The organism is Dactylosporangium sp. NPDC049525, assembly GCF_040676755.1.
Taxonomy (GTDB): Bacteria; Actinomycetota; Actinomycetes; order Mycobacteriales; family Micromonosporaceae; genus Dactylosporangium.
Window position 1 is genome coordinate 66,980 of the sequence record NZ_JBFAPO010000025.1, and the last position, 24,790, is coordinate 91,769.

17 protein-coding genes and 3 pseudogenes are annotated in these 24,790 nt (G+C 69.3%); 10 read left to right on the forward strand and 10 right to left on the reverse strand.

Annotated elements, in window-relative coordinates; all coding sequences use genetic code 11:
* Positions 1 to 37: 37 nt before the first annotated feature.
* The gene (locus AB0K00_RS30945) at positions 38 to 457 is read left to right on the forward strand and encodes a PPOX class F420-dependent oxidoreductase (protein WP_363527321.1); all 420 of its coding nucleotides are present in this window, start codon (positions 38 to 40) and stop codon (positions 455 to 457) included.
* A 436-nt stretch (positions 458 to 893) separates the two neighbouring features.
* Positions 894 to 1,499: pseudogene (locus AB0K00_RS30950) on the forward strand (phosphoribosyltransferase family protein); the annotation flags it as partial.
* A gap of 824 nt (positions 1,500 to 2,323) precedes the next feature.
* Here AB0K00_RS30950 and AB0K00_RS30955 read toward each other — a convergent pair.
* Positions 2,324 to 2,632, reverse strand: a complete 309-nt coding sequence (locus AB0K00_RS30955; RefSeq protein WP_363527323.1) for a hypothetical protein — start codon at positions 2,630 to 2,632, stop codon at positions 2,324 to 2,326.
* A 178-nt stretch (positions 2,633 to 2,810) separates the two neighbouring features.
* Here AB0K00_RS30955 and AB0K00_RS30960 point away from each other — a divergent pair.
* Positions 2,811 to 3,140, forward strand: a pseudogene (locus AB0K00_RS30960) (transposase); the annotation flags it as partial.
* Positions 3,141 to 3,189: 49 nt separating this feature from the next.
* On the opposite strand, the gene AB0K00_RS30965 reads toward AB0K00_RS30960, so the two are convergent.
* From AB0K00_RS30965 to AB0K00_RS30975, 3 genes are all read right to left on the reverse strand, one after another.
* A complete protein-coding gene (locus AB0K00_RS30965; protein WP_363527326.1) occupies positions 3,190 to 4,644 on the reverse strand; it encodes an amidase in 1,455 nt (484 codons plus the stop codon).
* 100 nt (positions 4,645 to 4,744) lie between these two features.
* Complete coding sequence (locus AB0K00_RS30970; protein WP_363527329.1) at positions 4,745 to 5,563, reverse strand: alpha/beta hydrolase; 819 nt, start codon at positions 5,561 to 5,563, stop codon at positions 4,745 to 4,747.
* A gap of 199 nt (positions 5,564 to 5,762) precedes the next feature.
* A complete protein-coding gene (locus tag AB0K00_RS30975; RefSeq protein WP_363527332.1) occupies positions 5,763 to 6,779 on the reverse strand; it encodes an alpha/beta hydrolase in 1,017 nt (338 codons plus the stop codon).
* An 889-nt stretch (positions 6,780 to 7,668) separates the two neighbouring features.
* Between AB0K00_RS30975 and AB0K00_RS30980 the strand changes: the two genes are divergently transcribed.
* Positions 7,669 to 8,094 (forward strand): CBS domain-containing protein, encoded by a 426-nt coding sequence (locus AB0K00_RS30980; RefSeq protein WP_363527490.1) that lies wholly within the window; start codon positions 7,669 to 7,671, stop codon positions 8,092 to 8,094.
* Between the two features lie 49 nt (positions 8,095 to 8,143).
* Positions 8,144 to 11,848, forward strand: a complete 3,705-nt coding sequence (locus AB0K00_RS30985) for an FHA domain-containing protein (RefSeq protein WP_363527335.1) — start codon at positions 8,144 to 8,146, stop codon at positions 11,846 to 11,848.
* A gap of 37 nt (positions 11,849 to 11,885) precedes the next feature.
* Here AB0K00_RS30985 and AB0K00_RS30990 read toward each other — a convergent pair whose 3' ends face one another.
* A complete protein-coding gene (locus AB0K00_RS30990; RefSeq protein WP_363527338.1) occupies positions 11,886 to 12,476 on the reverse strand; it encodes a TetR-like C-terminal domain-containing protein in 591 nt (196 codons plus the stop codon).
* Between the two features lie 82 nt (positions 12,477 to 12,558).
* On the opposite strand from AB0K00_RS30990, the gene AB0K00_RS30995 reads away from it, so the two are divergent.
* Positions 12,559 to 13,872: an alpha/beta fold hydrolase gene (locus AB0K00_RS30995; protein ID WP_363527341.1), complete on the forward strand. Its 1,314-nt coding sequence runs from the start codon at positions 12,559 to 12,561 to the stop codon at positions 13,870 to 13,872.
* A gap of 28 nt (positions 13,873 to 13,900) precedes the next feature.
* On the opposite strand, the gene AB0K00_RS31000 is transcribed toward AB0K00_RS30995, so the two are convergent.
* Both AB0K00_RS31000 and AB0K00_RS31005 read right to left on the reverse strand, forming a co-directional pair.
* Positions 13,901 to 14,572 carry a DUF998 domain-containing protein gene (locus tag AB0K00_RS31000; protein ID WP_363527344.1) on the reverse strand — a complete coding sequence of 224 codons (672 nt, stop codon included), beginning with the start codon at positions 14,570 to 14,572 and terminating at the stop codon, positions 13,901 to 13,903.
* Complete coding sequence (locus AB0K00_RS31005) at positions 14,569 to 14,823, reverse strand: hypothetical protein (RefSeq protein ID WP_363527346.1); 255 nt, start codon at positions 14,821 to 14,823, stop codon at positions 14,569 to 14,571. The genes AB0K00_RS31000 and AB0K00_RS31005 overlap by 4 nt, the downstream gene beginning before the upstream one ends.
* Positions 14,824 to 14,997: 174 nt before the next feature.
* Here AB0K00_RS31005 and AB0K00_RS31010 point away from each other — a divergent pair, with 174 nt between their 5' ends.
* Positions 14,998 to 17,001 carry a histidine kinase gene (locus AB0K00_RS31010; protein ID WP_363527349.1) on the forward strand — a complete coding sequence of 668 codons (2,004 nt, stop codon included), beginning with the start codon at positions 14,998 to 15,000 and terminating at the stop codon, positions 16,999 to 17,001.
* A complete protein-coding gene (locus tag AB0K00_RS31015; protein ID WP_363527352.1) occupies positions 16,989 to 17,654 on the forward strand; it encodes a response regulator transcription factor in 666 nt (221 codons plus the stop codon). The genes AB0K00_RS31010 and AB0K00_RS31015 overlap by 13 nt, the downstream gene beginning before the upstream one ends.
* Positions 17,655 to 17,662: 8 nt before the next feature.
* Here AB0K00_RS31015 and AB0K00_RS31020 read toward each other — a convergent pair whose 3' ends face one another.
* Positions 17,663 to 18,229 (reverse strand): hypothetical protein, encoded by a 567-nt coding sequence (locus AB0K00_RS31020; protein WP_363527355.1) that lies wholly within the window; start codon positions 18,227 to 18,229, stop codon positions 17,663 to 17,665.
* A gap of 280 nt (positions 18,230 to 18,509) precedes the next feature.
* On the opposite strand from AB0K00_RS31020, the gene AB0K00_RS31025 reads away from it, so the two are divergent.
* Together AB0K00_RS31025 and AB0K00_RS31030 are read left to right on the forward strand one after the other, a co-directional pair.
* Positions 18,510 to 20,759 (forward strand): bifunctional diguanylate cyclase/phosphodiesterase, encoded by a 2,250-nt coding sequence (locus AB0K00_RS31025; RefSeq protein WP_363527357.1) that lies wholly within the window; start codon positions 18,510 to 18,512, stop codon positions 20,757 to 20,759.
* A 301-nt stretch (positions 20,760 to 21,060) separates the two neighbouring features.
* A pseudogene (locus AB0K00_RS31030) lies at positions 21,061 to 21,177 on the forward strand (DUF3103 domain-containing protein); the annotation flags it as partial.
* A gap of 165 nt (positions 21,178 to 21,342) precedes the next feature.
* On the opposite strand, the gene AB0K00_RS31035 reads toward AB0K00_RS31030, so the two are convergent.
* Together AB0K00_RS31035 and AB0K00_RS31040 are read right to left on the reverse strand one after the other, a co-directional pair.
* Entirely contained in the window at positions 21,343 to 22,860 is a 1,518-nt protein-coding gene (locus tag AB0K00_RS31035; protein ID WP_363527360.1) for a hypothetical protein, read from the reverse strand.
* Positions 22,857 to 24,776 (reverse strand): dynamin family protein, encoded by a 1,920-nt coding sequence (locus tag AB0K00_RS31040; protein ID WP_363527363.1) that lies wholly within the window; start codon positions 24,774 to 24,776, stop codon positions 22,857 to 22,859. The genes AB0K00_RS31035 and AB0K00_RS31040 overlap by 4 nt, the downstream gene beginning before the upstream one ends.
* Positions 24,777 to 24,790 lie beyond the last annotated feature (14 nt).

The window sequence follows — 24,790 nt, forward strand, 5'->3', positions numbered from 1 at the left end:
CAGCCGGCCGGCGGGACACACTGACAGTGTGCCGACCATGACCAAGGACGAAGCGATCAACGTTCTGTCGCAGGGAACCCACACCGGTAAACTGGCCACCGCGTCGGAGTCCGCCAAGCCCCACGTGGCGCCGGTCTGGTTCATTGTCGACGGCCGCGACCTCGTCTTCACCACCGGGAGCGACTCGGTGAAGGGGCGCCACCTGCGCGCGAACCCGAGTGCCGCCCTCGTGGTCGACGACGAACAGTTCCCATACAGCTTCGTGTCCGTCGGTGGTGCAGTCAGCGTTGTCGAACAGCCCGCCGACCTCGTGACCTGGACAACCAGGATCGCCGAGCGATACGTGCCGGCCGGTCAAGCCGAGGGGTACGGACGCGCCAACAGTGGGCCGGGCAACCTGCTGTGCCGCCTGCGCCTGGAACACATCGTCGGGGTGCGCGACGTCGCTGCGTCGTGACCGATCCGTGCTTCCCGCCACGCGGAGCACAAGGCGCTGTCGGCGGGCGATTCGGCCGCGTGCCGTGCGTCGGCGTTCTGCAGAGCGGAAGCAGCCGGGAGCGGTGCAAGGTGGGCCGCGGGGTGGTTGGCGTGCACGACGAGGCGTCGGGTCGGGAGGTGCCGCCGGTCGTGGTGGGCGTCGTTGGTCGCCGGCTCGATCCTTCTCATCGTCCCCGAGTTCCGGCCCATCTCGCGCGATGAAACGCGGGCGGGTTGCCGCCGCGTCTGCCGATTTGACCGACGCGTGACTGGGTACCCACCTCGGTGCCGGCACAGACGCCTCCGGCAATCAGGTGAATACCCCCTCGTGTGAGCCTGTGTCCTGCCGGTCGTCGCCGAATCCGGACAACACTGGAGCAAGGCTGGACTTCGACGGGTTCATGCGGGGGCGGACCATGATCTTCGGAAACCGTGTTGACGCAGGTCGGCAACTCGCCCACAAGCTGTCCCACCTACGCGGCCAAGAGCTCGTGGTGTTGGGCCTGCCCCGCGGCGGCGTACCGGTCGCCTACCAGGTCGCCGAGGCGCTCGAGGCTCCACTCGATGTGATCATCGTGCGCAAACTCGGCGTCCCGCAACAGCCCGAACTCGGCATGGGTGCCATCGGTGAACGCGGTGTTCGCATCCTCAACCCGGAGGTGATCCGCCTCGCCCGCGTCGCCGACGAGGAACTGGCGACGGTCGAGGAGGCCGAACACGCCGCATTGACCCGTCGCGCCCGGCTGCTGTGCGGGGACCGGCCCTCAGTCGACCTCGCCGGGCGCACCGCAATCGTCGTCGACGACGGGATCGCCACCGGCTCCACCGCCCGCGCCGCCTGCCAGGTCGCCCGTGTCCGCGGTGCCGCCCGCGTCATCCTCGCCGTCCCTGTGGCGCCGGCGGGCCTGATCGAGTCGCTGCGCCGCAGCGCCGATGACGTGATCTGCGTACGAACCCCGGGCTGGCTGTCCGCGGTCGGCCAGTGGTATACCGACTTCACCGCCACCTCCGACGACGAGGTCCGCGACCTGCTCACCCGCGCCGCCGCCCACCGGGCTTCCGCCAAACCGCCGGCTCAGGGCCAACAGGCCAGCGCCGTGCCCGGCCGCGATGAGGAGGTCGTGATCCGTTCCGAGAAGCTCAACCTGCACGGACACCTCACCCTGCCCCCGGATGCGAGCGGGCTGGTGGTGTTCGCTCATGGCAGTGGCAGCAGCCGCCACAGCCCTCGCAATCAGTACGTGGCGTTGGTACTCAACCAGGCGGGCCTGGGCACACTGCTGTTCGACCTGCTCACCCCTGACGAGGCCGCAGACCGGGCCAACGTGTTCAACATCGAACTGCTCGCCGACCGGCTCACCGACGTCACCGCCTGGGTGGCCGGCCGCCCGTGGGGCGGCACCCTGAGTATCGGCTGGTTCGGCGCCAGTACCGGCGCCGGCGCGGCCCTGTGGGCTGCCGCCAAGCCACACGCCAACGTCGCCGCGATCGTCTCCCGGAGTGGCCGCCCCGACCTGGCCGGACTGCGGCTGTCCGCCGTGACCGCGCCCACCCTGCTCATCGTCGGCGGCCTGGACACTCAGGTACTGGCCCTCAACCGAGCCGCGCAGGCCCAATTGAGATGCCCCAACGAACTGGTCGTGGTACCTGGCGCCACGCACCTGTTCGAAGAGCCCCGCACCCTGACCAGCGCCGCCCGCCATGCCCAAGCCTGGTTCACCAGCCACCTACGCCACACCGCCCACGCGGGCCGCCCAGACACCTGAAACAGCGGGCTCGTCGGCTTCACCATCGGCCTATGGGCAGGGTTGGCTGGTCTATTCGGTGTGCGGTGCGCAAGGCCCGATCACCGGTCGGGCGGGGTGACCAGCGGATGGAAGAGCGCGTCCCGCGCGGCAATGATGGCCATGTCTCGCCGGTACTCTTCGGCCGACAGGTGACCAGCGAGCAGCCACCCGGTGACTACGGCCTCGACGTGCTCGCCGTGCGAGTCAGCTCGACTGACCGCCTCAGAGATGGCGCACAGGTCCGCCGGGCACGGCGAAGCCGGCTGTGGTCCGGTCGCATCCCGGCTTCGGCGCCTGGCAACCCATGCGCTGGCGGATGACACGGCCGCGACTGCCACCAGCACGATCAAGAAGACGGCGAACACCATTTCCGATCACCTCGCCGGCATCCGGGGCTCATTTCCAACTCTGGCCCGGCCAGTCTGCGGGGGCAAGGGCTGAAGGTCCCTCGGCATCTACCTCGGCGCTTCGACGGCATCCACCGGCACGGTCCCGGCAGGCCCAGGCGCTGACTGAGCAAAACGGCACCACCCGCGGTGGCTGGACGCACCGAAACTCCGCGAACCGTGCGCCGCGGATCGGTGGACGTGGCTCATCATCGCCTGCTACACCCAACTCCGGCTGGCCCGCACCCTGGCCGCCGATCTGCGCCGGCCCTGGGAACGCCCCGCCATTCCCGGCCGGCTCACCCCTGCACGCGTTCGCCGCGCGTTTCGGAACATCCGGCCGAAGACCACGCGCCCCGCCGGAGCACCAAAACCCGCCACCGCGGGCCCCGGACGCCCACCGGGGTCCACAAACAAAACGACCGCCACCCGCCACAACGTCGGCAAAACCACCAAGCGTGACAAGACCCTCAACGGCCGACCGGGTTAAAGATCAAGCTAAGGTCGTAGATAAAATTAAACAAGTAGCACCCCCTCTTTCAGAAGTTGGGGTGGTGGTCTTTAAGCCCGTTTTCTGACTCGATCAGAGCGCCGACGCGCAGGATGGTTGCTTCATCGAACCACTTGGACACGAGCTGGATGTTGATGGGAAGGCCCTCGGAGCTAAAGGTGAAGGGTACCGAAAGACCGGGATTACCCGACAGATCAAATGGGACCGTCGCGCGCATCATGTGAGTCGATGGCACGTTCTCTCCGTCGACCATATATCCTGCCTGACCCGGGAGTGGTGCCGTGAAGGGGACTACTGGGCAGAGCAGCACGTCGTAGCGTTGGAAATACTCTACGAGTGCCGCCTTCAGCCGGTCTACCTTTTTTTCAGCGTCTATGTAGTCGGCGAACGAGGGATCCGGCATGTCATAGTAGAACTTGCCGATGGCATGCAGCTCATCCGACCGATCGCCGACCAATGCGCGAAGGGGTCGTCCAAGTTCCGCACCGTACAGAAGCGCCGCCGTGTCGTTGACGTTGTTCTCCGTGAGGAAGGGAATGGCGACCGGTTCCACTGCACAGCCGACATCGTCGAGGAAGTCGGCTGCGGCCGAGACCGCGGCCGCTACCTCGGGGTCGATGGCCCCGAATCCTGGACTGGCGAGCCAGCCGACTCGGAGTGGTTTGCCCGGAATCGGGGGATTGTCCGGCCCGGCGTCTTTGGAATGGATCGCGAGGCCGTCGATCCCGTCCGGCCCCTGCATGATCGAGAACGCAGTCGCGACGTCGCGGACACTACGAGCCAGAGGGCCTATATGGAAGTAGCGGCTCAATTCGTGCTGGGGAAAGTGACCGGTGAATGGGATACGTCCATGGGTTGCTTTCAGACCGACGATCCCGGTCAGCGCGGCTGGGCCGCGGATCGAGATCGCAACGTCACTGCCACACCCGAGAGGTGATAGTCCGGCCGCGATAGCGGCGGACTCGCCCCCGCTCGAGCCGCCAGGGGTGCGATCTAGATTCCACGGGTTCCGCGACAAGCCGGTCACGAGGTTGTCTGTCTCCTGCCAGGCTGAGAACTCGGGGAGGTTCGTCTTTGCCAGCGGTATCCCGCCGGCAGCCTTGATCCGCGACACCACGGTCGCGTCCTTGTCGGGTACGTGTCCGAGAAAGATCCGGGAAGCCCGCTGGGTCAACACGCCCGCAGTGTCGATCGAGTCCTTGATGGTGAACGGAACGCCGTGAAGGGCATCCAGGTCCCCGCCGGCTGAGACCGCCGCGTCCGCAGCTTCCGCAGCTCGGAGGGCGCCTTCGGCGATGAGCGTGACGACAGCATTGATCTTGGGGTTGATGGCCTCGATCCGATCCAGATGGGCCTGGACAATCTCGACAGACGTCAGCTGCTTCGCACGGACCAGAGCAGCGAGTTCCGTGGCGTCCTTGTAGTAAATAGCATCAGCATCTTTGGAAGGCACTACTCTGCGGTGCCGTTGCTCTACCGCCATGATTCTCCTCCGTTTCGTCGTGATTGATGCCCACGGCGCGGCACGGCTTGCGAAAAGCATCTGTGCGCGGTCTCCGCCGCATGACCTTCGTTCCTCACGATCACCTCTCGATGAATTCGAGGAGATCTTCGTTCACTTCGTCCTTCGCCGTCGTGGTCATGGCGTGCGGGGCTCCGGGGTAGACCTTTATGATTGAGCTTGGCACCAGCTCGGCCGCGCGGTAGGCGTTCCGGACGGGAGCGATCTGATCGTCTTCGCCATGCAATATCAAGGTCGGAACATCAATTTTCTTCAAATCCTCGGTGGTGTCCGTTTCTGCGAATGCTTTGATCGCAAAGAAGGAAGCGGGCATACCGGTGCGCATGGTCTGCTGCCAGCAGGCATCAAGCTCACTCTGTGGAATGTGCGACCAGGGACGGTTGGCCCCGAAGTGCAGAGTCACCATATCCTTGAAATATTCGGGTCGGCTGGCGAGGACGGATTGCCGCATTCCGTCGTAAATGTCCATCGACACACCGTCTGGATTTTTGGACGTTTTCAGCATCAATGGCACCGTCGCGCCGATGAAAACGGATTTTGTTACGCGCTTTGCGCCGTGCCGTCCGATATATCGAGCCACTACACTCCCGCCGGTCGAATGACCGACAAGAACGGTATCCTTCAGGTCGAGCGTTTCCATGAGTTCGGCGAGATCGTCGGCATACGTGTCTACATCATTGCCGACCCACGGCTGGTTGGAACGCCCATGCCCTCTGCGATCATGGGCTACGCAACGATAGCCCCGGTCGGCCAGGAAGAGCATCTGGTATTCGAAGCTGTCCGAATCAAGCGCGTATGCGTGATTGAATACGACAGGCCGCCCCTTCCCCCAGTCTTTGACGTAGATTTCCGTGCCATCGTTGGTGATCATGGCGTTCATACGTATTCCCCCACTGGACCCGGCCGGCAGCCCGACTACGAAAGAGCGTTTTTATGGTTGGATTGAGAGGCCGGCCGCCGCGACTTACGAGTACGTCGAAGGCCAGGTCACCGACGACCCCTTGCCGATGCCCACTGTGCTCGACCCATCACCATCTCCGGCCGGAATCACCCAACGCCGGGTGCAAACCTGCCGGTAGCTATGGCCACACGTCAGGGACCGCGGTTGCCAGCCACTTCACTACAGCGGCATTCACCTCGGCTGGCTTCTCTTGCGCCAGCCAATGGCCTGACTGAATCGTCTCTTCGGTGAGTTGCCGACAGTAGGCGCGCATGGGCTTAGCCAAGCGAGAATGAGTGCATTCGCATATGTAGTCATACTGTGCGTTGAGGAACAAGACGGGCAGATCGAGGTAGCCATTATTCTGGGCCGTCTTGGCGTAGGAGGCGTTGGCGCCGTGATTCAGATACCAGGAGGACGGACCCGCAAATCCGTTGCGCTCCAACGCGGAAACATAGATGCTCAGGTTTTCCTCGGTCACCACGTCGGTGTCTGGTGCTAGGTCGGGAAGTCGACGCGTTCCAAAGAAGCTGTGGCTGCGGCGGGCTGTTGCGGTGAACGCTGGCTTCCCTTCCCTTGCTGGGTCTCCCTTGCGAAACAGTAGCCTCACAAATTGGGAGACGTTGGCATCCATGGACGCGGTGGCCTCTGCGAAACTCTCTTCGTAGTAACGCATGTAATCCCACTGGCCGGCGGGAAACTCGTTCTCCGGATACAACTCGCGATCGACCAGGGCTAACAGTTGGTCCAGCCCACGCTCAAGCGTGTAGTAGGGCACACACAAACTGGCAACTGCATGACAGCGGTCGGGATGGTGGCTGGCGAGGTTCCATACGACTGGGCTCCCCCAGTCGTGACCGATCCAGACCGCCTTCTCTCTGCCCACGGCATCCAGCAGTTGAATCATGTCACGAACAATGCATTCCTGGGCATACTCGGAGTGCTGGGGGTACACGGAGGAACGCCCATACCCTCGCATGTCCGGGGCGATGGTACGAAATCCCAGCGCCGCCAGCGCAGGCAGTTGATGCCGCCAGCTCGTGGACAACTCGGGCCAGCCATGGACGAAGATGACAAGCGGGCCGCTTTCCGGCCCTGCCGCCAGATAGAATGTGGTATGCCTGTCGGTCTTCACAGCGTGTTCGGTGATAGGCATTTCCGCCATCCTTCAATGTTCAATTGACGTTCAGTCCGACATGGCTGGCCGAACGTCCACGAACACTTTCACGAGACTTGCCTCAGGGCCCGAGCACTGATCGCTGCTGGCTGCCAAGAAAGGAACCCGGGTCCAACGTTCTTGAAGGCCCGACCGCGCGGTGACCTGAGCCGCCTGGATGCCTTAGTGGTGTACGGCGGACACCGCCGTCTCGAACGCCTCTTCACCCTTAATGAGCACCACGACCAGTAGGCGTCGGCTGCCGAAGTCGGTCCCATCAGCGCATTGGCGCCTCCCTCGCCTCGACGAGAATCGCCCCAACTCGCAGCCCATGATTGCGCTACCCCCGCCGGCCCGGGCCAAACGGTGACGGCCGCGCAGGCTCAACGGCGGCGGCCCGAATGATCATTTCCGGCGTACGACACCCGGCCCCGCCCGGGCGGCCGGTCTGACAAACGAGCAGCGGCGCGCCACCAAGCGCTGAGCACCGGGAAGGCAACCCCATCAACGGTCGCGGCAAGGGCCCAGCCATCGCGCGGACCGGCCAGCCTCGACAGCCGCGGAAGCACTCCAGCTGCCAGTGGTCAGACCGCTCCAGACCGCGCCGGCGAAGGACGGACGTGGACTGCAGAGTGCGACTGCGGTCATCATCCGTGCGATCAGGGCACGGCGCCACCCTTGCGTGCTCTGGCACAGCCCCACCAACATGCCTGGCGCCGGTTGGGTTGGCGGCGAACGGCTGAGGGGCACCGTCAGCCGCTCGTTCGATGAACTTCTGCGGCGCGCGGTGCGATGATGCCGGGTAGATCAACCTCATCTGCTGCGGCATTCCCGGCGTGCGGACGCGGGGGAGGGCGGACTGGGAGGTGCCATGCTGGTCAGCGATGTCATGACGGCGTTTCCGGCCTACATACGGCTTGGCGCGACCATCCGGCGGGCGGCCGAGGTGGTCAGCGTGTCCGAGGTTGGCCAGCTCATGGTGCTGGACCACGATGGGCGGTTCGTCGGGTCGGTGTCCGAGGAGGATCTGGTGCGCGCCATGCTCCCCGGCTTCGACGACGTGACCGAGGCCGGTGGCACGCTCGCCGACGCGTTCCGGCTGTTCCTTGAGCGGGGCCGGACGCTCGCCGACCGGGTCGTCGACCCGCTTGTCGTGCGGGACACGGCGACGGTCCGGTCCAGTGACGAGCTCGCCCGGGCGGCGATCGTGATGATCGACCGCGGGATCCGCAGGCTGGCCGTGGTCGACGACGGAGCACTGGTCGGCACGTTGTCGCGGGCCGATCTGTGCCGAGCGGTGATCTACCATTCCTGAGCTCCGGCTGGTCATCACCGACCGGCACACCCTGAGCAGCGTCGAGCGGGTGTGCACGCTGCCCGCCACGTTCGGCCGGGGCAGCGCAGCGGCGGCGGTCGTGCTGGACGACCGCGATGTCTCGCGGCGCCACGCCCGGCTCGAGATCGTCGACGGCAATCTCGTCGTCACCGATCTCGGCAGTACCAACGGCACGTTCGTCAATGACGAGCGGGTGACCCGCCGGGTGCTCGCGGCCGGGGACCGCCTGCGGATCGGCCGGTTCGACCTCGTGTGGACGCTGATCGACCCGGACGCGACGGCGTTGATGGACCCCGGCGAGCGGACCATGCTGCGGCCCCTCGCACCGCCGGCGGTCAGCGCCCGGCGCGTGGTCGAGGCGGCCGAGGCACACAACCGGCGGGTCGGGCACGAGCTGGACGGGTTCCTGTCGCTGGCGCAGGGGTTCCTGCCGGTCGAGCCGCCGTTGACGGCGTTCCCGGAGTCGCACCGGGCGTGGGACGACATGTCCGAGCGGCTCCCCGAGCTGTTCCGGCGGCTGTCGCTGCGCCGGGCGTTTGACGCGATGCCGGTCCTGGACGCCCGGCCCGAGGCGCTGCCCGAGGAGTACCTGCTGCGCGCGTCGACGCTGCTCGGCGTGTACGCCCATGCCTACCAGTACATGGCGGTCGATCCGCCGAACGCGCTGCCGGAGTCGCTGCTGCGGCCGTGGGCCACAGTGTCGCGCCGGCTGGGCAAGAAGGTCCCGGCGGTATCGTACATCGACCTGTTCTTCTACAACTGGCGGCTGCGTGATCCGGCCGGTCCGCGCGTCCTGGACAACATGGATCTGCTCGTGCCGACCTGGAACAACGAGGCTGAGCGGGTCTTCTATATCGTGACCACCGAGTTTGCGATGGGGCTGACGCCGGTGCTCGGCGCGATGCTCGACGCTCAGGAGGCCGTCGCCGCCGACGATCCGGCCGCCGTGGAGCGCGCGCTGCTCGTCATCCTCGACCGGCTGCAGTACGTCACCCAGACCATCTATCCGCAGATCGACCCGAACCCGCGCGGGCGGCACCCTCTCGATCAGGTGCTGTGGGCGAAGACTGTCGGCACCGCGGGCGTGCCGATCTTCGACGGTGCACCCAGCCCGAGCGGCACCGCGCAGCCGCAGATCCACGCCCTGGACGCGTTCCTCGAGCGCCGCGACTACGGTTCGGTGGTCGGCCAGCAGAGCACCTACCTCGCCGGGTTCTTCCCCCGGCACTGGCAGGAACTCGTCGCCGCGCTGCGCGAGGTGTCGGTGCGCCAGTACGTCGAGGACACCCGCAACAGCACGCTGCGCGGCATCTACAACGCCGTGCTCGACGCGTACGTGGGCGACCGCGGCTGGATGGGCCTGCACCGGATCAAGGCGTACGGCTTCCTCGAGGTGTCGTTCAAGGTCGGCCGGCAGGTGACGACCGGTGCCCGGTTCACTGGCCTGTTCAAGGATCGGACCTGGGACAAGGTCGACCATGAGCTGGCCGTCGTCCGTGAGGAGCGCCGCCCGCCGGTGGGGCCGCCGGTAGTGTTCGGGACCGCTCGCCGGGGCCGGGTCGTCACCGGCGCTTCCGGGGCATGGACCTGCTACGTGGACATCGACGTCGCGGGCCAGGGTGTGCACCATCTGCCCGGCGACCGGGTCGGCGTGCTCGCCGAGCACGATGACGAGCTGGTCCGGCGGACCGTCGCCGCTCTGCAGGCGACCGGCGACGAGCTGGTACGGCTTACCCCGCGGTGGCAGCGGGCGGTGGCGTGCCGGGCCGGCTACGGCGACGTCGACGTGCTGCCGTTGCGGACCCTGCTGCGTTTCGGCCGGCTCCGCCCGGTCGGGCGGGAGGTGGCGAAGCGGCTTGCCGAGCTGACCGCAGTGGGATCGTGGCGGCGGGTGGTCGACGCTCGCATGGAGGACCAGTGGGAGCTGTGGGACATCCTGAACCTGCTGTACGCGGGAGGTTATGACGTCACCCGGCTGTGGAAGGCCGACCCGGACGACGACGACGCGTTCTGTGCGGTTGTCCCGCCCGAGCCGTTGCGGCTGTACTCGATCGCCTCGGCGCCGCCGCCGGGGCAGCCGGCCGCCACGCTGCGGCTGGTCGTCGCCGGCCTTGAGTACTCCTCCGCCCGGACGCCGTGGTCCTACCCGCGGCAGCGGCGCGGCGCGGCGTCGCACTTCCTGCGCCGGGCGAGCGCCGAAGGCCGGCAGCGGCTGTCGCTGCAGATCGTGCCTACACCGCGGTTCCGGTTGCCGGCCGATCCGGCCCGCCCCGTCGTCATGTTCGCGGCCGGCTCCGGCATCGCCCCGTTCCTCGGGTTCGTCGCCGCCCGCACCGGGCCCGGCGAGAACCTGCTGTATCTGGGGATCCGCACGCCGGAGGAGTACGTGGAGCACCCGGTCCTGGACGAGGCTGCGGCGGCCGGCAGGCTCAGGTTCACCGTCGCGTTCTCCCGGGCCGACGCCGCGATCGGCTTCGACGGCCGCCGCCACGCCGTGCAGGACGGCCGCCGGCGCCGGGTCGACGACGTGATCCGCGCCGACGCGGACGCATTGTGGGAAATGCTGCGCGCACCTGAGGACGGCGGCCGCGGCGCGAACGTCTACGTGTGCGGCAGCGCGCCCTTCGCCGCCGCCGTCATCGAGGCGCTGACCGACGTCGTGCCCGGCGACGGTCGCGAGTTCCTGCGCCGCCTGATCGCCGACGGACGGCTCGGGCAGGACGTCTTCACCACCTATCTCGGCCACGCACAGCAGGGCCCCCGCTTCGAGGTGTCGGACCTGGTGCGGCACAACAACGCGAATGCCGGCTACTGGATGGCGATCGGCGGCGCGGTGTACGACGTCGGGGAGTTCCTGCACCTGCACATCGGCGGTCCGCACATCATCCGCAACCACGCCGGCCTCGACGCGACCGCTGCCTATCGGACGGTGCTGCACCACGCGCATGCCGAGATCGACGCGCAGCTCGCCATGTACCAGATCGGCCACCTGCGGCGGCTGCGGTTCGGCTCCCGGTGGGGCGTGGTCCTCACCGAGGACGGCTTGCACTCCCCGCCCCTGGAGGACCTGTTCACGACCTGGGTGCGGTTTGTGTACCTGCTGGCCGGCATGGAGAACGCGCTCAGCGCCGACTACGGTTTCACGGCGTCGGTCGCCACCCTGGGCGAGGACCCGCGGGAGCTGACACCGTTCAAGGCGCAGTACGTCCTCGAGGCGCACCGGCGTTTCCTCGTCAGCTACCTCGACGGCCTGGTGCAGGAGGACCTGCGCACGCTGTGGCAGCGCACCGCCGGCTTCTGCGACCCGCACCTCGACATCCGCTCCTTCGACACCGACGTCGCCGCCATGTCGGCCCACCCGGACGCGGACCTGGTCCGCCACTCCGTCCCCGCTGTCAAGGAACTCCTCCTTGGCGGGGACGACCCACGCCGCGTCACGACGTTGTGCCATGTCTACGCGAACGCCGATCTGCACCTGCTCCGCGACCTGAAGACCGCCATCCTTGATGGCATCCGGGCGTTTGAGACCCACGAGGCCGACGTCATCGAACGTGCTGCCCCCACCCTCTTGAACGCCGCGGGTCAGGCGCTGGCTGCGGTCTCGGCGTACCACCACCGCCTCGCCGACCAGACCCGCACCCACGGCATCACCACAGCTGCGACAACCGAACCACCGATCCCGCCCGACCGGGGTCTACCCGGCCACGGAGGCCCGCTCCCGCTCCCCAGCTGACGCGAAACGCCCGCGGACCCGTTTCGTGGGCGGCTGACTAGCCGGCGTTTGTCGAGGATGTCCAGCCGCGCAGGGTGGCGTGGAGAGCGGGGTCGAAGGTCCGCTCGGCGGTGTCGGTGTCGAGCGCTCCGGCGAGTTCGAGCGTGACGAGCCCGTGGAGTGTCACCCACAGGGAGAGGGCGATGAGGGTCGGATCGCCGGTGAGCAGGGAGGCTGAGCGGGCGCGGCCGATCGTGTCCAGCAGTGGTCGCACGGGGTCGCCGGAACCGACCGGGCCGGACGGGTCGAACGTCTGGACGCCGCCGAACAGCACCGCATAGAGGTGGCGGTGTCCACGCGCCCATTGTCGGTACGCGACGGCGAGGGCGTGGATGTCGGCCAGAGGGTCGGGGGAGGCCGGCGTGGCCGACAAGGTTTGCGACAGTCCGGCGACCGCCCGGCCGCGCACCTCGCCGATGAGCGCCTCCCGGCTGCCGAACAGCGTGTAGACCGCCGCGGTTGCGGTGCCGGCGGCGGCGGCCAGGGCACGGACGGTGATCGACTCTTCGGGCTGGGTGGCCAGCATCTCGGTCGCGGTCCGCACCAGCCGCTCCTTCACAGCGTCGTCGTTCGTTCTCGGCCTGCCCACGACGACCAGCGTAGTGCCGTCCCGGTCAGCAGTTCTGATACATTGTTTTGAAACGATGTTCAGAAACTCTTGAGAGGTTCGGATGCGACGAGTACTGAACCGCGTGTGCCTGGGCGTGGTTACCTTCGCGGTCCTTGTCATGCTGTTTCTCGCGTTGATCGCTGCGACGGACGGCGCGGGCGGGGGACTCGCCGCATGGCTGGCGACCCTGCTGGCGGGTGCCGGCGGCGTGCTTGGACTCAGCCGCCACAGCCGTTGGCGCGCACGGATTGTGAGCCTCCTGCCGGTGTTCGTCGCCACGGCGCTCACGGCGACGGTGTTCATTCCCAGCGTCCCCACGCAGCGGCGGTACCCCGCGGATCTGCCATTCGTGGCGACGCAGCGCTGGAGCCTCGCCACCGGAAGCCGGGTCGCGGTGTACCACTACCCGCCGGCCCCCGGGCACCCTGAGCACACGACGCCGCTGGTGTATCTCAACGGCGGCCCGATCCGCGGCATCTCGCTGCTCGACCACCGATTCCTGCAGCTGCTCGCCGGGCGGGGATACGACGTCTACGCCTACGAACAGGCCGGCGGTGGTCGCAGTGATCTGCTGCCCATGGCGCAGTACACCATCGACCGCCTGGTCGCCGACCTCGGGGCGTTCACCGACCGCCTGCATGAGGGCCCGGTCGACGTCCTCGGATTCTCCTCGGGCGCGGTCGTGCTCATCCGCGCACTGGCCGACCCGCAGGTCGCCGCGCACGTGCGCCGGGCGGTCATCGCCGAGCCCGGCCCCATGGACGGCCCGACCGCCCGGATCGACGGGCATCCGGGCCGGCCGACCGCACGCGGCCTCGCTCCGGCGCCGCAAGGACCCCGCTCCACCTACATTCCGCGATACGCGGTGGTGTTCGGCCTCATGCGCTTCGGCCTGCTGAACTTCGACAACGGCCTGGTCGGCCAGGCCGAAGGCGCCAACGCCTTCACCGCCGCCGACCTCGGCAGCGACACGGCGTCGGCCTACTGCGCGCGGGACGCACACCGCATCCCGGCCGAGGACAGCGCCGAGAACTTCTCCTTCAACGCCGCCGCCAGCCTTCGAGTGCGGCAGACGATCATCGACAGCCCACCCATCGCACCGCAACTACGCCGCTCCGGCACTCCTGCGATGCTGATGATCGCCGAGTGCTCGGCTCAGGTTCGCCAATGGGAGACGACCGTGCTGGCCACGGATCCCGCCATCACCCGGACCCAATACCTGCCCGGCGTCGGCCACCACATGTGGAACGGCCTGGACGACAACAACGCACGAGCGGCCGACGTCGTCACCGCGTTCCTCGACGACCGCCCGCCGCCACTGCCGAACTACCCCACCCCCGCCGACGTCCCCGCCTTCCTCGAAGACCAGCGATGATTGCACTGGGATCGCCTTCGTCAAGCCGTCACGGCCCGCCGGTACGGACGGCTGTCTGGCCGGAGGTGGCGATGAGCTGCGTGCCGAGGACCGCGGTCCAGGTCGCCGGAATGCTGACGAAGAGGCGCTGCGTCAGGCCGGTCCACCCGTCGGGGGTGGCAACGTACGCGATGAGGATGGCAAGCCCGACGGCTGCGGTGACAGCGGAGTACGTGCCGAGGCGGTGCCAGCGAGGGTTCCCGCGGAGCGGACGGGCCAGGATCACCGGTGCGGCAAGGATGGTGAGGAAGGACAGCGCGCTGGCCTGGCCGTGCAGGCTGTGGTGCCAGGAGACCAGGCCGGCCTGTTGCCGGGCGGCGCAGTCGGCGAGGCCGGTGTCGCAGTCCTCGCGGGCGGTGGCCTGTACCGCGACGGCGAGCGCTGCCACGGTGAGCATGCCGACCGCGACGGCGAGATCGCGGCCGGCCAGCGCGATCGCGAGTCCGGCCGCCAGGGCGAGGATGCCCGCCGCGAGGAGCAGTTCTCCGATCACGATGATCCATGGTCTGGGCGCGTCTGCCGCGGCTAGGGCGCTGATGTCGGCGCGCCACGGGTGGTGGCGAGGACTGGACGTTGAGGCGACCACCCAGGCGACCGTGAAGGCGATGGGTCCCGCGACGGCGGCGGCGCCCAGCACCCGTCGCAGTGCCGTCCTGCTCACGGTTGGGTGACGCCACGGCCGGCGGCCCGGCGGCCGAGCCGCAGTCCGATGAGGAGGGTGCCGGTGGAGACGACGGCGAGGGCGGGTGCGATCCAGACGATGTCGCCGTAGTCGCCGCCGTGGTCTGGAGCGCTGGCGGTCAATGCCGCCACGGCGACCGCGTAGAACACGATCTGGAGTGCGACGGCGAGCTTGCGGGGTGCGAGCCAGCCGGCGAGGAGTCCGCCGATCACAGGGAGCAGAGCAAACATGGTGACCTCCGTGGGTCAGGTACGGGGTTGTCGGTCTCCAGGTTCTGCCCCGGGATGTGGGCTGCGCATCGTGGCAGACCCGGGTCCGGGTCCGGGTTGGCCCGGTCGGGGAGACCCCGGGGTCTCCGTGCTGGCCCGGAGCCGGACGGGCGGACGAGGTGCGACGATTCCGGGATGGACGGGTCACAGGTGCTGGCGGTGGCGCCATCAGCGCGTCCGTGGGTCTCGTTCGGCAGCGTTGCGGGTTGGGTGCTGTGCGCCCTGACCGTGTGCATGACCGGCGCGGCGGCGGTGTTCGGGCTGCTCGACGGCGTGTCGCCCGAGGGCGACCTGGCCTTGGACTGCGCGCTGGGGCTCGGTAGCGGTCTGCTGGGCGCGTTCATCGTGACGCGCCACCCGCGGCATCAGGTCGGCTGGCTGTTCGTGTGCAGCGGGTTGCTGCGGGCAGTCGCCGCGGCGGCCGAGGCGTGGTCGCATCGTGCCCTGGTCACCGACCCCGGATCGTTGCCGGGCGGGGCGTTGGCCTCCTGGCTGGCCTGGGCATTCCTGCCGTCGGTCGCCGCGGCGCCGATGATCGTGGTGCTGTTCCCGGACGGGCGGCTGCCGGGACCGGCATGGCGGGTGGTTCCGGTGCTGGCCGGCGTCATCGTGACCGTGTACGGCGTCGTTGTGCCGCTGGCGATCTGGCCGTATCGGGGGCCACAGCTGCTGCCCGACGCGCCGGCGCCCGACACCACCACGGGCCACGCGGTCACCGCCGCCATCAGCGCTGGTGCGCTACTGGCCGTCGTCGCGACCCTGCTGGCGCTGGCCGCCGTGGTCGTCCGCGCCCGGCGCGCGACGGGCGACGTCCGGCAGCAGATGAAGTGGTTCGGCTTCGGCGCGGCGTGCGGACTCGCGCTCAGCATGGCCGGGCTGGTCCCCGGCCTTGCGTGGGTCCGCGTGCTCGGCCCGGTCGCGGTCCTGACCGGCATCGGCCTGGGCATCTTCCGGTTCCGGCTCTACGACGTCGACCGGCTGATCAGCCGGACCCTGGTGTACGGCTCGCTCACCGTCACCCTGCTTGCCGCGGTCGCCGCCGTGGACATCACCGTTGCGCTCATCGCCGGCCAGGACTCGGCACTCGTCGCGGCGGCCAGCGCGTTCGCGGTGGCGCTGCTGCTGCGCCCGGTCCGCGACCTGCTCCAGGGTCTGATCGACCGCCTGTTCGACCGACGGACCTACGACGCCGTACGGGTCCTTCGCCAGCTGTCCCAACAGATCGGTCATGACCCGGTACGCCCGGCGGCGGTACGTGACGCGCTGCGCAAGGCGCTCCGCGATCCCGGGCTGGAGGTCTACCTGCACGCCCGCCAGCCGGACGTCCTGGTCGATCCGGACGGTGCCGTGGTCGACCCGCCACCGGACGTCGAGGGCCGTACGACTGAGCGGGTCGGTCGTGGCACGGAAACCATCGCGCTGATCGCCCACACCGTTCGCGATCCGCGATCGGTCCGTCCGGTGCTGCGAGCCGCGACGCCGCTGCTGGAACACGCCCGGCTGCAGGCCGAACTGTCGCTGCAACTGATCGAGGTCCGCGCGTCCCGGGCGCGGCTGGCGCTGGCCGCCGACGCCGAACGACGCCGAATCGAACGCGACCTTCACGACGGAGCCCAGCAGCGACTCGTCGGGCTCGCACTGCACATCCAGTCCGCGCGGCGACGGGGGTCCTATCCACCGGACATCGGCGAGCTGCTCGGCTTCACCGTCGAGCAGTTGGGTGCCGGTGTTGAGGACATCCGAGCCCTCGTACACGGCATCCTGCCGCCCGCGCTGGTCACCGGTGGCCTACCGGCCGCCATCGCGGATCTGGCCCGGCCCGACGCGGTGCTCGTCACCTGCGCAGTGCCCGACCGCCCGGACCCGAGCATCGAGGCAACCGCCTGGTTCGTGGCCTGCGAGGCCCTCGCCAACGCCAACAAACACGCACCCGGCGAGCCTGTCCAGGTCGATGTATCGGCTCACGACGGACGACTGCACGTGCGGATCACCGATCACGGACCCGGCGGCGCCGACCCGCACGGCGAGGGATTGCGGCATCTCGCCGACCGTGTGGAGGCGCACGCCGGATCGCTGCGCGTCCAGAGCCCCGCCCATGGCGGCACCATCGTCATCGCGGAACTGCCGTGCGCGTCGTAGTCGCCGACGACGCCGTCCTCCTCCGCGAAGGACTGGTCCGCATTCTCGCCGACGACGGCTACCAGGTCGTCGCAGCGGTCGGCGCCGCCCCCGACCTCATTCGTGCCGCGCGCAACCACGCACCGGACCTGGTCGTCACCGACATCCGGATGCCGCCCAACCACATCGACGACGGCATCGCCGCCGCACGGCAGATCCGAGCGCAGCGGCCCTCGACCGCGATCGTCCTGCTGTCCCAGTACATCGAGACGACCGCCGCCGTTGACCTGTTCCAGGACAACCCCGCCGGCCTGGGTTATCTCCTCAAGGACCGGATACTGCAGATCGAGGACTTCCTCGACTCGGTCCGCCGGGTCGCCGCAGGCGGCAGCGCCATCGATCCGGCCGTCGTCGCCAAACTCGTCGGCCGCACCACCGCACGCTCCAACCCACTCGCCGTCCTCACCGACCGCGAAACAGCAGCGCTCGCACTCATGGCAGAAGGACTGTCCAACAGCGGTATCGCGGCACGTCTCCACGTCGGCGTCCGTACCGTCGAGACCTACACCAGCGCGGTATTCGCCAAACTCGACATCCCCAACGGTGCCGACGAACACCGCCGGGTCAAAGCAGTCCTTGCGTACCTCAGCACCAACCACCCACAAGGACCATGACCGCCCAACTATGCCTGCCTGGTCCTTCGGGAAGAGCGTTTCCACGGTCTGCGACCAAGGTTCACGCCACAATGCGCAAGGAACGCCCAATCCTCCGCATCCAACTGAGGCCCGTATGGGCGACCGTATATCGCAAGATCTCCCCTCAGCTGACTACGCAGCAGGGAGAGTTGCCGTTTGGCGAGCAGGCCGCGGTGCCGCTCCTGTTCATTGCCTGTATGACCTTCCAGCCTCAGGCGCGACTCAGCTGGGGTCAGAGCTGCAATTGGACGCACGAGGTTGTCCCTAGCCTCGAGGAAGACCGTACGACTCTCCCGCTCCAGCAGCATCCCATCACCGTTGGCGTAGTACCAGTCCGTCAATGCCTTGCACATGGCCAGCCGCGCCTGCTGAGAAAGCGGCTCGTCGTAGCCACTAGCCGGACGCATCAACGCCCACAGCCGCTCGTACGCCGCTAACCGTCGCTCGGCAAGTCGCAGCCGGACGTCCCGGCGAATATTGTGTGCGACCGCGAAACCGGCCACGCCGAGGACAAGTGTGACGGCCACAGTGGCCCAGTTCGCGGTTTGCTCCACTCCCAGCCCCCTCAATAGGTGCCCAGCCTTTACTGGCAAGGCAGCCGCACCGCGACGTCCGAGACGACACATCCCAGACACGTCCACGAAGCTCTCGCCAGCAGGCATCTGACGGACGGTGTCCGATCGCGACACGTCTCAAGTCGCCGCCAGGCCAGGGCACCGCCGTCCGGCGCCATGGCCGAACTGAGGCCAGTGGCCGTCGGTGCCGGTGGGAGCAATTCGGGTGCAAGGACCTCGTTCATATTTGCTTGTGCGGCGTCGGTCCGATGGTCGAGCTGTGACGTCGAGTGCGGGGGTGCTGCCGAGGGTCGAGCCGGACGGCGAGTTCCGCCGGGTGTCCGGCCGGGCGATCAGCGCGATCTTCGTCATCGGTGGCCTGCTCACCTGCGGTCTGTCGATGTCGCTGGCCGGCTCGGGTGCCCTGGTGACGGGGGTGCTGCTCGGGGTCGGCGCGGTCGCCGCGCTCGCCGGGCTCGTGCTGTGGCGGCTGCCCTGGCAGCGGTGGTCGCGACGGGCGTCGCTGTGGACCCTGGTCCCCGCACTGCTGCTGATGAGCCTGGGCAACTGGGCGGAGCCGGACCCCTACCTGGCGACGATCTTCTACTTCCTCCTCGCGGTGTGGGTCGGCACCGCCCAGCGGCGCGGCACCACGCTGCTGCTCAGTCCCGTGTTCGCGGTGACGTACTGGGCGCCGCTCGCCCTCGCGGATCACGCGCCTGGCCTGGAGAACTCGGTGTTCTACGTGACGGCCACCTGCGTGCTGGCCGGCGAGTGCGTGGCCTGGCTCACGACCCGCTTGCACGGCGCCCAGCAACGACTGCGCGAGCACGACGAACGCCGCTTCCAGGCGCTGCTCGCCGCGTCCTCCGACGCCACCATGGTGATCGCCGCCGACGGCCGGTTCAGCTACGTCAGCCCCAACATCGCGCGGCTGCTGCGGCTGCCGGTCGGCGACATCCGGGCGCTCGACGCGGCCGAGATCGTGGCCCGGCATGTCCGCGCCGAGGACGCCGCCCGGGTGCACGGCCGCCTGGCGCACCTGCTGAGCCACCCGGGCACCGAGGAGACGGTCCGGTTCCAGGTGACCGCGGGCAGCGGGTGGCGCGACGTCGAGGGCATCGCCCGCAACCTGTGCGACGACGAGGACGTGCGGGGCGTACTGGTGACCCTGCGCGACGTCAGCGAGCGGACCAACCTCGAACGCGCGCTGACCGAGCAGGCGTTCACCGACCAGCTGACCGGGCTGCCCAACCGGGTGCTGCTGCAGGACCGCACCGGGCGACTGCTGCGCGACGCTAACCGGCAGGGCCGGCCCTGCGCGCTGCTGCTCATCGACCTGGATCGGTTCAAGGAGGTCAACGACACCCTCGGGCACCACAACGGCGACCTGCTGCTGCAGCAGGTGGCGCGGCGGCTGACCGGGGTGCTGCGCGACACCGACACGGTGGCGCGGCTCGGCGGGGACGAGTTCGCCGTGCTGCTGCCGGACGTCGGTGGGCTCGACGACGCGATGGCGGCGGCCGCGAAGATCACCGCCGCGCTGGAGACCCCGTTCCTGCTGGAGGGCCTGTCGCTGGAGGTCGATGGCAGCGTCGGTGTCGCGGTGTACCCCGTCCACGCGCTCGACGCCGCCCAGCTGTTGCAGCGGGCTGATGTGGCGATGTACGCGGCCAAGACCGGGCACCTGGGCCACGTCGCGTACGACCCGCGCTTGGACCGGCACAACCCGCACCGGCTCGGGCTGCTCGGCCAGCTGCGCCGTGCGATCGCGGGCGGCGAGCTGGTTCTGTTCTACCAGCCGAAGGCGGACGCCCGCACCGGTGCCGTCATCGGCGCCGAGGCCCTCGTGCGCTGGCAGCATCCGGAGCACGGCCTGCTCGGGCCCAACGAGTTCATCCCGCTCGCCGAGACCACCGGCCTCATTCGTCAGCTCACGTCCTATGTCCTGGCGACCGCCCTGCGCGACTGCCGGGCCTGGCACGACGCCGGTCACGACGTCTCGGTCGCGGTCAACGTCTCGGCCCGGTGCCTGCTCGACCTGGACCTGCCGCTGGAGATCCAGCGCCTCACCGAGCAGCACGCCGTGCCGACCCACCGGCTCGTCGTGGAGATCACGGAGAGCGTCATCATGAGCGACCCGACCCGGGCTCTGGAGGTCCTCAACCGGCTGCACGCGCTCGGTGTCCGGCTGTCCATCGACGACTTCGGCACCGGGTACTCCTCCCTGGCGTACCTCAAGAACCTCCCCGTGCAGGAGCTGAAGGTGGACCGCTCGTTCGTCACGCACATGCGCGAACGGCAGAGCGAACTGGCCATCGTCCGCTCCACGGTGGACCTCGGCCACAACCTCGGGATGCGGGTGGTCGCCGAAGGCGTCGAGGACGCGGCCACCTGGCAGGCGCTGAGCGCCCTCGGCTGCGACGAGATCCAGGGCTACTTCCTGAGCCGCCCCATGCCGTCCGCCGACGTGGTGCCCTGGCTCGGCACCCGCCGGGCCAGGCCACTGACCGCCGCGGCCATCGGCTGAAACGCGCTTCGTCAGATCCGGTGGAACGACGGTGCCCGTTCCTGCCGGACAGCTCGCCGATCGCGCGCATGATGTCGCCGATGGCGCCGCCGGCCCTTCGAGTCGGCGGCAAGCCCAGCGCAGCGGGCACCGGTTGTCGCCACGGCGAGTGACAGCTATGGCGGTGCTCGATGCGAGTTGGTCGACTGTTCAGGCCCGTCACTGGTGTTGGCTGCCACTGTCGGCGATCGCGCCGTTCGCTGGTGTCGGTCCTTCGGAGGTCGGATTGTCTCCAGCTGGCCGCGGAGCGGTCCGCGCCCTCCTCGACGATCCTGACTACGTCGACTCCTGATACACGCTGTCCACCGCCAGCAACGGCCGCCTCACCGGCGCGGCCGGCAATGGCTGGATGGATGTCACACCGCATTTCGTGCAGCCGCAACCGCATAGCCTGCTGGCAGCCCTGGCCCGGGTGCCTGACCCCCGTGACCGGCGCGGGATTCGTTACTCCCTGGCCAGTCTGCTGGCAGTGGTAGTGGCGGTGTGCGCGGCTAACGCATCAGCGCCGCCCCCGCACAACCGCTGACATCGACACGAGCGTGGTTCAGGCCGCCACGCCGGCCGCACCGACGCGGGCGACGATCCCCTCGCAACTGCGCACCACCACGGTCGCGGCGCGGTGCTGCTCGGCGGTGAGGGCCACATCCTCGGCGGCCAGGCGCCAGCGACGCAAGGCCTCGTTGCTGAGCGTCCACAGCTCGTCCTCGGTCGGGTCGTGTTCCAACCCTAGGCGCGCCACGATGCTCGTTCCGGCGGCACCGGCGAGCCGCCGTGCCTCCGCTACGAGGAGTGCCGGCATCCTCACCCGGCTCGCCCGCAGTGCCGCCAGTAGCCGCAGCTCCTGGAAGTCGTGGGTCCCGGCGACGGTGCGCTCCAGCTCGGCGAGCAGGTGGTCGGCGCCCGACGTCGGCTCGGCGCGGACCATGAACTCGAGGGCGATGAGCGCCGAGCGGGCCTTCAGCGCGTCCCTGCGGTCGAGGAAGAGCTCGCGGACCGACTCGCGCAGCTCGGCCAGTCCGCTGCGGCGCACCAGCTCCGCCGAGAGCTGCTCGCGGGTCCGGCATCCGGTGCGCACGAGGGTGGTGCACAGCCGCACGCCGAACAGCCCGAGCCGGTCGAGCAGCACCCGGCGCGTGGCGGCGTCGGCCGGGGCCGGGAACGCGGCGTTCGACGCCGGATGGAGTCCAGTGAACCGGTCCGCCGACAGCAGGAAGGCGTCGAGGTCTGTCCGCGGCACCCCGGCGATCGTGATGAGCGCGGCGAACTCCGGATCGGTGAGTGTGGCGGCGGCACGGGCCAGCCGCGGCGCGAGGGCGACGACGTGCTGCGACATCGGCCCGAACACCGGGTCGCGACGGTGCCGCCGGGCGAGCTGTTTCGCCTCGGTCAGCGCGCCGATGCCACCACCGGCGATCTCGTCGGCGCGGGACAGCACGGTCAGTACGTTGACCGGCGTCGCCGCCGCGACCGCGCCCTGCCGCGCCATCCGCAGGAAGCGCAGATCGGCGTCGTCGACGTGGCGGGTGAGGTACAGCACGGCGTCCGCGTCACGCAGCACCCGGCGGGCGAGCGCGGCGCCCGGTGCGCCGTTCCCGTCCGCGGGCGGGCCGCCGGCGCCGATCTGGACGGCGGGGGTGTCGACGAGCTGCCAATGCCGGAGCGCCCGGACCGGCAGCTCGACCACCAGCTCGCTGGCGTCCGGTGGCGGCGGGGCGGCTGGGTCGAGGCGCAGCCCGTCGCCGAGCCGTGCCACGGGCAACTCGTAGGCCGGGCCCGCGGTCGAGTAGACCGTGATCCGGGGTGTCGGCCCGTCCTGGTACCGGGTGAGTGGCCGCCCGGCGAGCCCGGCGCCGATAGGTGCGGCTTCCGCGCCGACCAGCACATTGATCAGCGTCGACTTGCCGGCGCCGGCTCGTCCGGTGACCGCGACGCGCAGCGGTTCGTCGAAACGGTCGAGGTGGTCGCGCAGCCAGGTCGAGGCGCGCGGACTGTCCTGGTACAGGTACAGCGCCTCGCCCATCAGGCTGCGTACCGCGTCGCGGAGGTCGTCGGCGGGCCTCATACGGACGGCGGCCGTTGGGTCGGCACGAGCGCGGGCCGGGCGACGCTCAGGGCGGTGGCCTGTTTGTACAGGCCGGAGAGGCTGACCAGTTCGCGCTGGATGCGCCGCGTGCGGTGCTCGCGCATCGCCGCGTCGTTGTCCACCGCCTGCTTGGCGGTGCGGGCCGACTCCACGACGGCCTGCTGCAACTCCTCGGTGAGGTCGGTGAAATGGGTGCGCAGCACCCGTTGTGCCTGCCGGATCACGTCCTTGGCGTCCTTGTTCAGCCTGGCGAAGACGTCGTCCACGTGCCGCTGGACGGCGGCCTTCGCGGTGGCCTGCCGCCGCTTGCGGGTGGAGCGGCTCTCGTCGCGGATGCTCTTGCCGGCGAAGAGGGCGCCGGCGCCGAGCGAGACGGGGTTGATCAGCGGCATCCCGGCCAGGCCGGTGGCGAGGCCGAACATGAGCACGCCACCGTACGACCCGCGCAGCCCGGTGAAGACCTTCTGGCTCAGCGAGAGCCGGTCGACGGCCGGTTTGCCGAGCCGGTCGACCCGGTCTGGTGCGTCCCGCAGCAGCGCAGGTGTCCACTGTGGAAGGTAGTCGACCGTGCCGTTCGGCAACTCCTGCGCCACCCGGTCGGCCATGGACTCGATGCGCTCGGCGAGCCAGCCGAAGTTCGCCTCGGCGACGTCGCGCAGCGAGCCGTCCAGCCACTCCTCGAACGGTCGCCAGCTGCGGTCGGGATCGGCCTCGTCGAGGTTCTCGTCGGCCTTGCGCAGGATCGCGCGGGTCCGCTCACGCAGGTCGTACTCGATGTCGGAAACCAGGTCGGCGACCTCGTCCGCCAGCGCGTACTGCCATCGGGTGGTACAGCTGCGCAGCTCCTCGAGCCCGCGCTGGGCGTCGTGCAGCCGCGACATGGCGTCGGTCGTCCCGCCCTCGCGCTCGGCGGACAGCTCGTCGCGCAGTGCCGCGGCCAGGTCCTCCAGCGCCGACCGGGTCACCAACCCGGCGCCGACGCGGGCCAGCTGCTCGCTCTTGCCGGCCACCGTCTGTCGCAGGTGGGTCACCAGGTGCGGGAAGCCGGACTCGGCGTTGAGTGTCTGGTCACCGGTCCGCGCGGCGTGCAGGCGCAGGGTCGCGGACAGGGCGACGAGGCGCGCCGGCACACCCGCCTCGGCCAGCAGCTGCTGGTCGCGCCGCAGCACCCGCCGCCAGTCCGGGGACAGGTCGGTCTTGGTGAGTGCGACCACGAGCCCGGGGTACGAGCGGCTGAGGTGCACGAGGAGCGCCAGCTCGGCCGGCGACAGGTCGCGGGTCGCCTCGGTGACGAAGAGTACGGTGTCGGCGCGGGTCAGCGTGCCGATCGCGGTCACTGCCGGCACCGGGTCGGACCAGTCCACGGCGGGTGCCTCGATCAGGGCCAGCCCGCTGGCCAGCAGTTCCCGGGGCAGACCCACCTCGGCGTAGAGCAGGTTGCCGGACGGGTCGTGGTCGTCGCCGGTGTCGAGCCGCTCGGCGAGCCGTTCGACGGGCAGCGGCAGCCGGTCCTCCGCGGGTTCGTCGCCGTGCGGCTGGGCCGGCTGCCGGCGCACCAGATGCGCCGAGGGTGCCGCCGCGTGCTGCACGACCGTGGCCACTCGCCGCCGGGCGCTGTCCCCGGCGGGACAGACCGTGGCGTTGAGCAACGCGTTGATGAGCTGGCTCTTGCCCTGCTTGGCCTCCCCGACGACCATGACGCGCAGCTGCGGGTCGAGCAGCCGCGCGCGTCGCCGCACCAGCCAGCGCGCCAGGTCGGGCCGGTCGTGCGCCACGCAGGTGCGGGTGGTGCGGTCGAGCAGGTCGAGCCAGCGCGTCTCCGCCGTGCCGGACTCCGCTGCGAAGGGAGAGGCCGGACGCGGGTACGTCGCGAGTCCGGCCTCCCAGGGGTCCATCAAGACGTGCTTCC

What these genes read in the sequence shown, in the direction of transcription:
- AB0K00_RS30945 (WP_363527321.1), top strand. Translation starts at nt 38, where the DNA reads ATGACCAAGGACGAAGCGATCAACGTTCTGTCGCAGGGAACCCACACC.
- AB0K00_RS30955 (WP_363527323.1), bottom strand. Translation starts at nt 2,632, where the DNA reads ATGGTGTTCGCCGTCTTCTTGATCGTGCTGGTGGCAGTCGCGGCCGTG.
- AB0K00_RS30965 (WP_363527326.1), bottom strand. Translation starts at nt 4,644, where the DNA reads ATGGCGGTAGAGCAACGGCACCGCAGAGTAGTGCCTTCCAAAGATGCT.
- AB0K00_RS30970 (WP_363527329.1), bottom strand. Translation starts at nt 5,563, where the DNA reads ATGAACGCCATGATCACCAACGATGGCACGGAAATCTACGTCAAAGAC.
- AB0K00_RS30975 (WP_363527332.1), bottom strand. Translation starts at nt 6,779, where the DNA reads ATGCCTATCACCGAACACGCTGTGAAGACCGACAGGCATACCACATTC.
- AB0K00_RS30980 (WP_363527490.1), top strand. Translation starts at nt 7,669, where the DNA reads ATGACGGCGTTTCCGGCCTACATACGGCTTGGCGCGACCATCCGGCGG.
- AB0K00_RS30995 (WP_363527341.1), top strand. Translation starts at nt 12,559, where the DNA reads ATGCGACGAGTACTGAACCGCGTGTGCCTGGGCGTGGTTACCTTCGCG.
- AB0K00_RS31005 (WP_363527346.1), bottom strand. Translation starts at nt 14,823, where the DNA reads ATGTTTGCTCTGCTCCCTGTGATCGGCGGACTCCTCGCCGGCTGGCTC.
- AB0K00_RS31010 (WP_363527349.1), top strand. Translation starts at nt 14,998, where the DNA reads ATGGACGGGTCACAGGTGCTGGCGGTGGCGCCATCAGCGCGTCCGTGG.
- AB0K00_RS31035 (WP_363527360.1), bottom strand. Translation starts at nt 22,860, where the DNA reads ATGAGGCCCGCCGACGACCTCCGCGACGCGGTACGCAGCCTGATGGGC.
- AB0K00_RS31040 (WP_363527363.1), bottom strand. Translation starts at nt 24,776, where the DNA reads ATGGACCCCTGGGAGGCCGGACTCGCGACGTACCCGCGTCCGGCCTCT.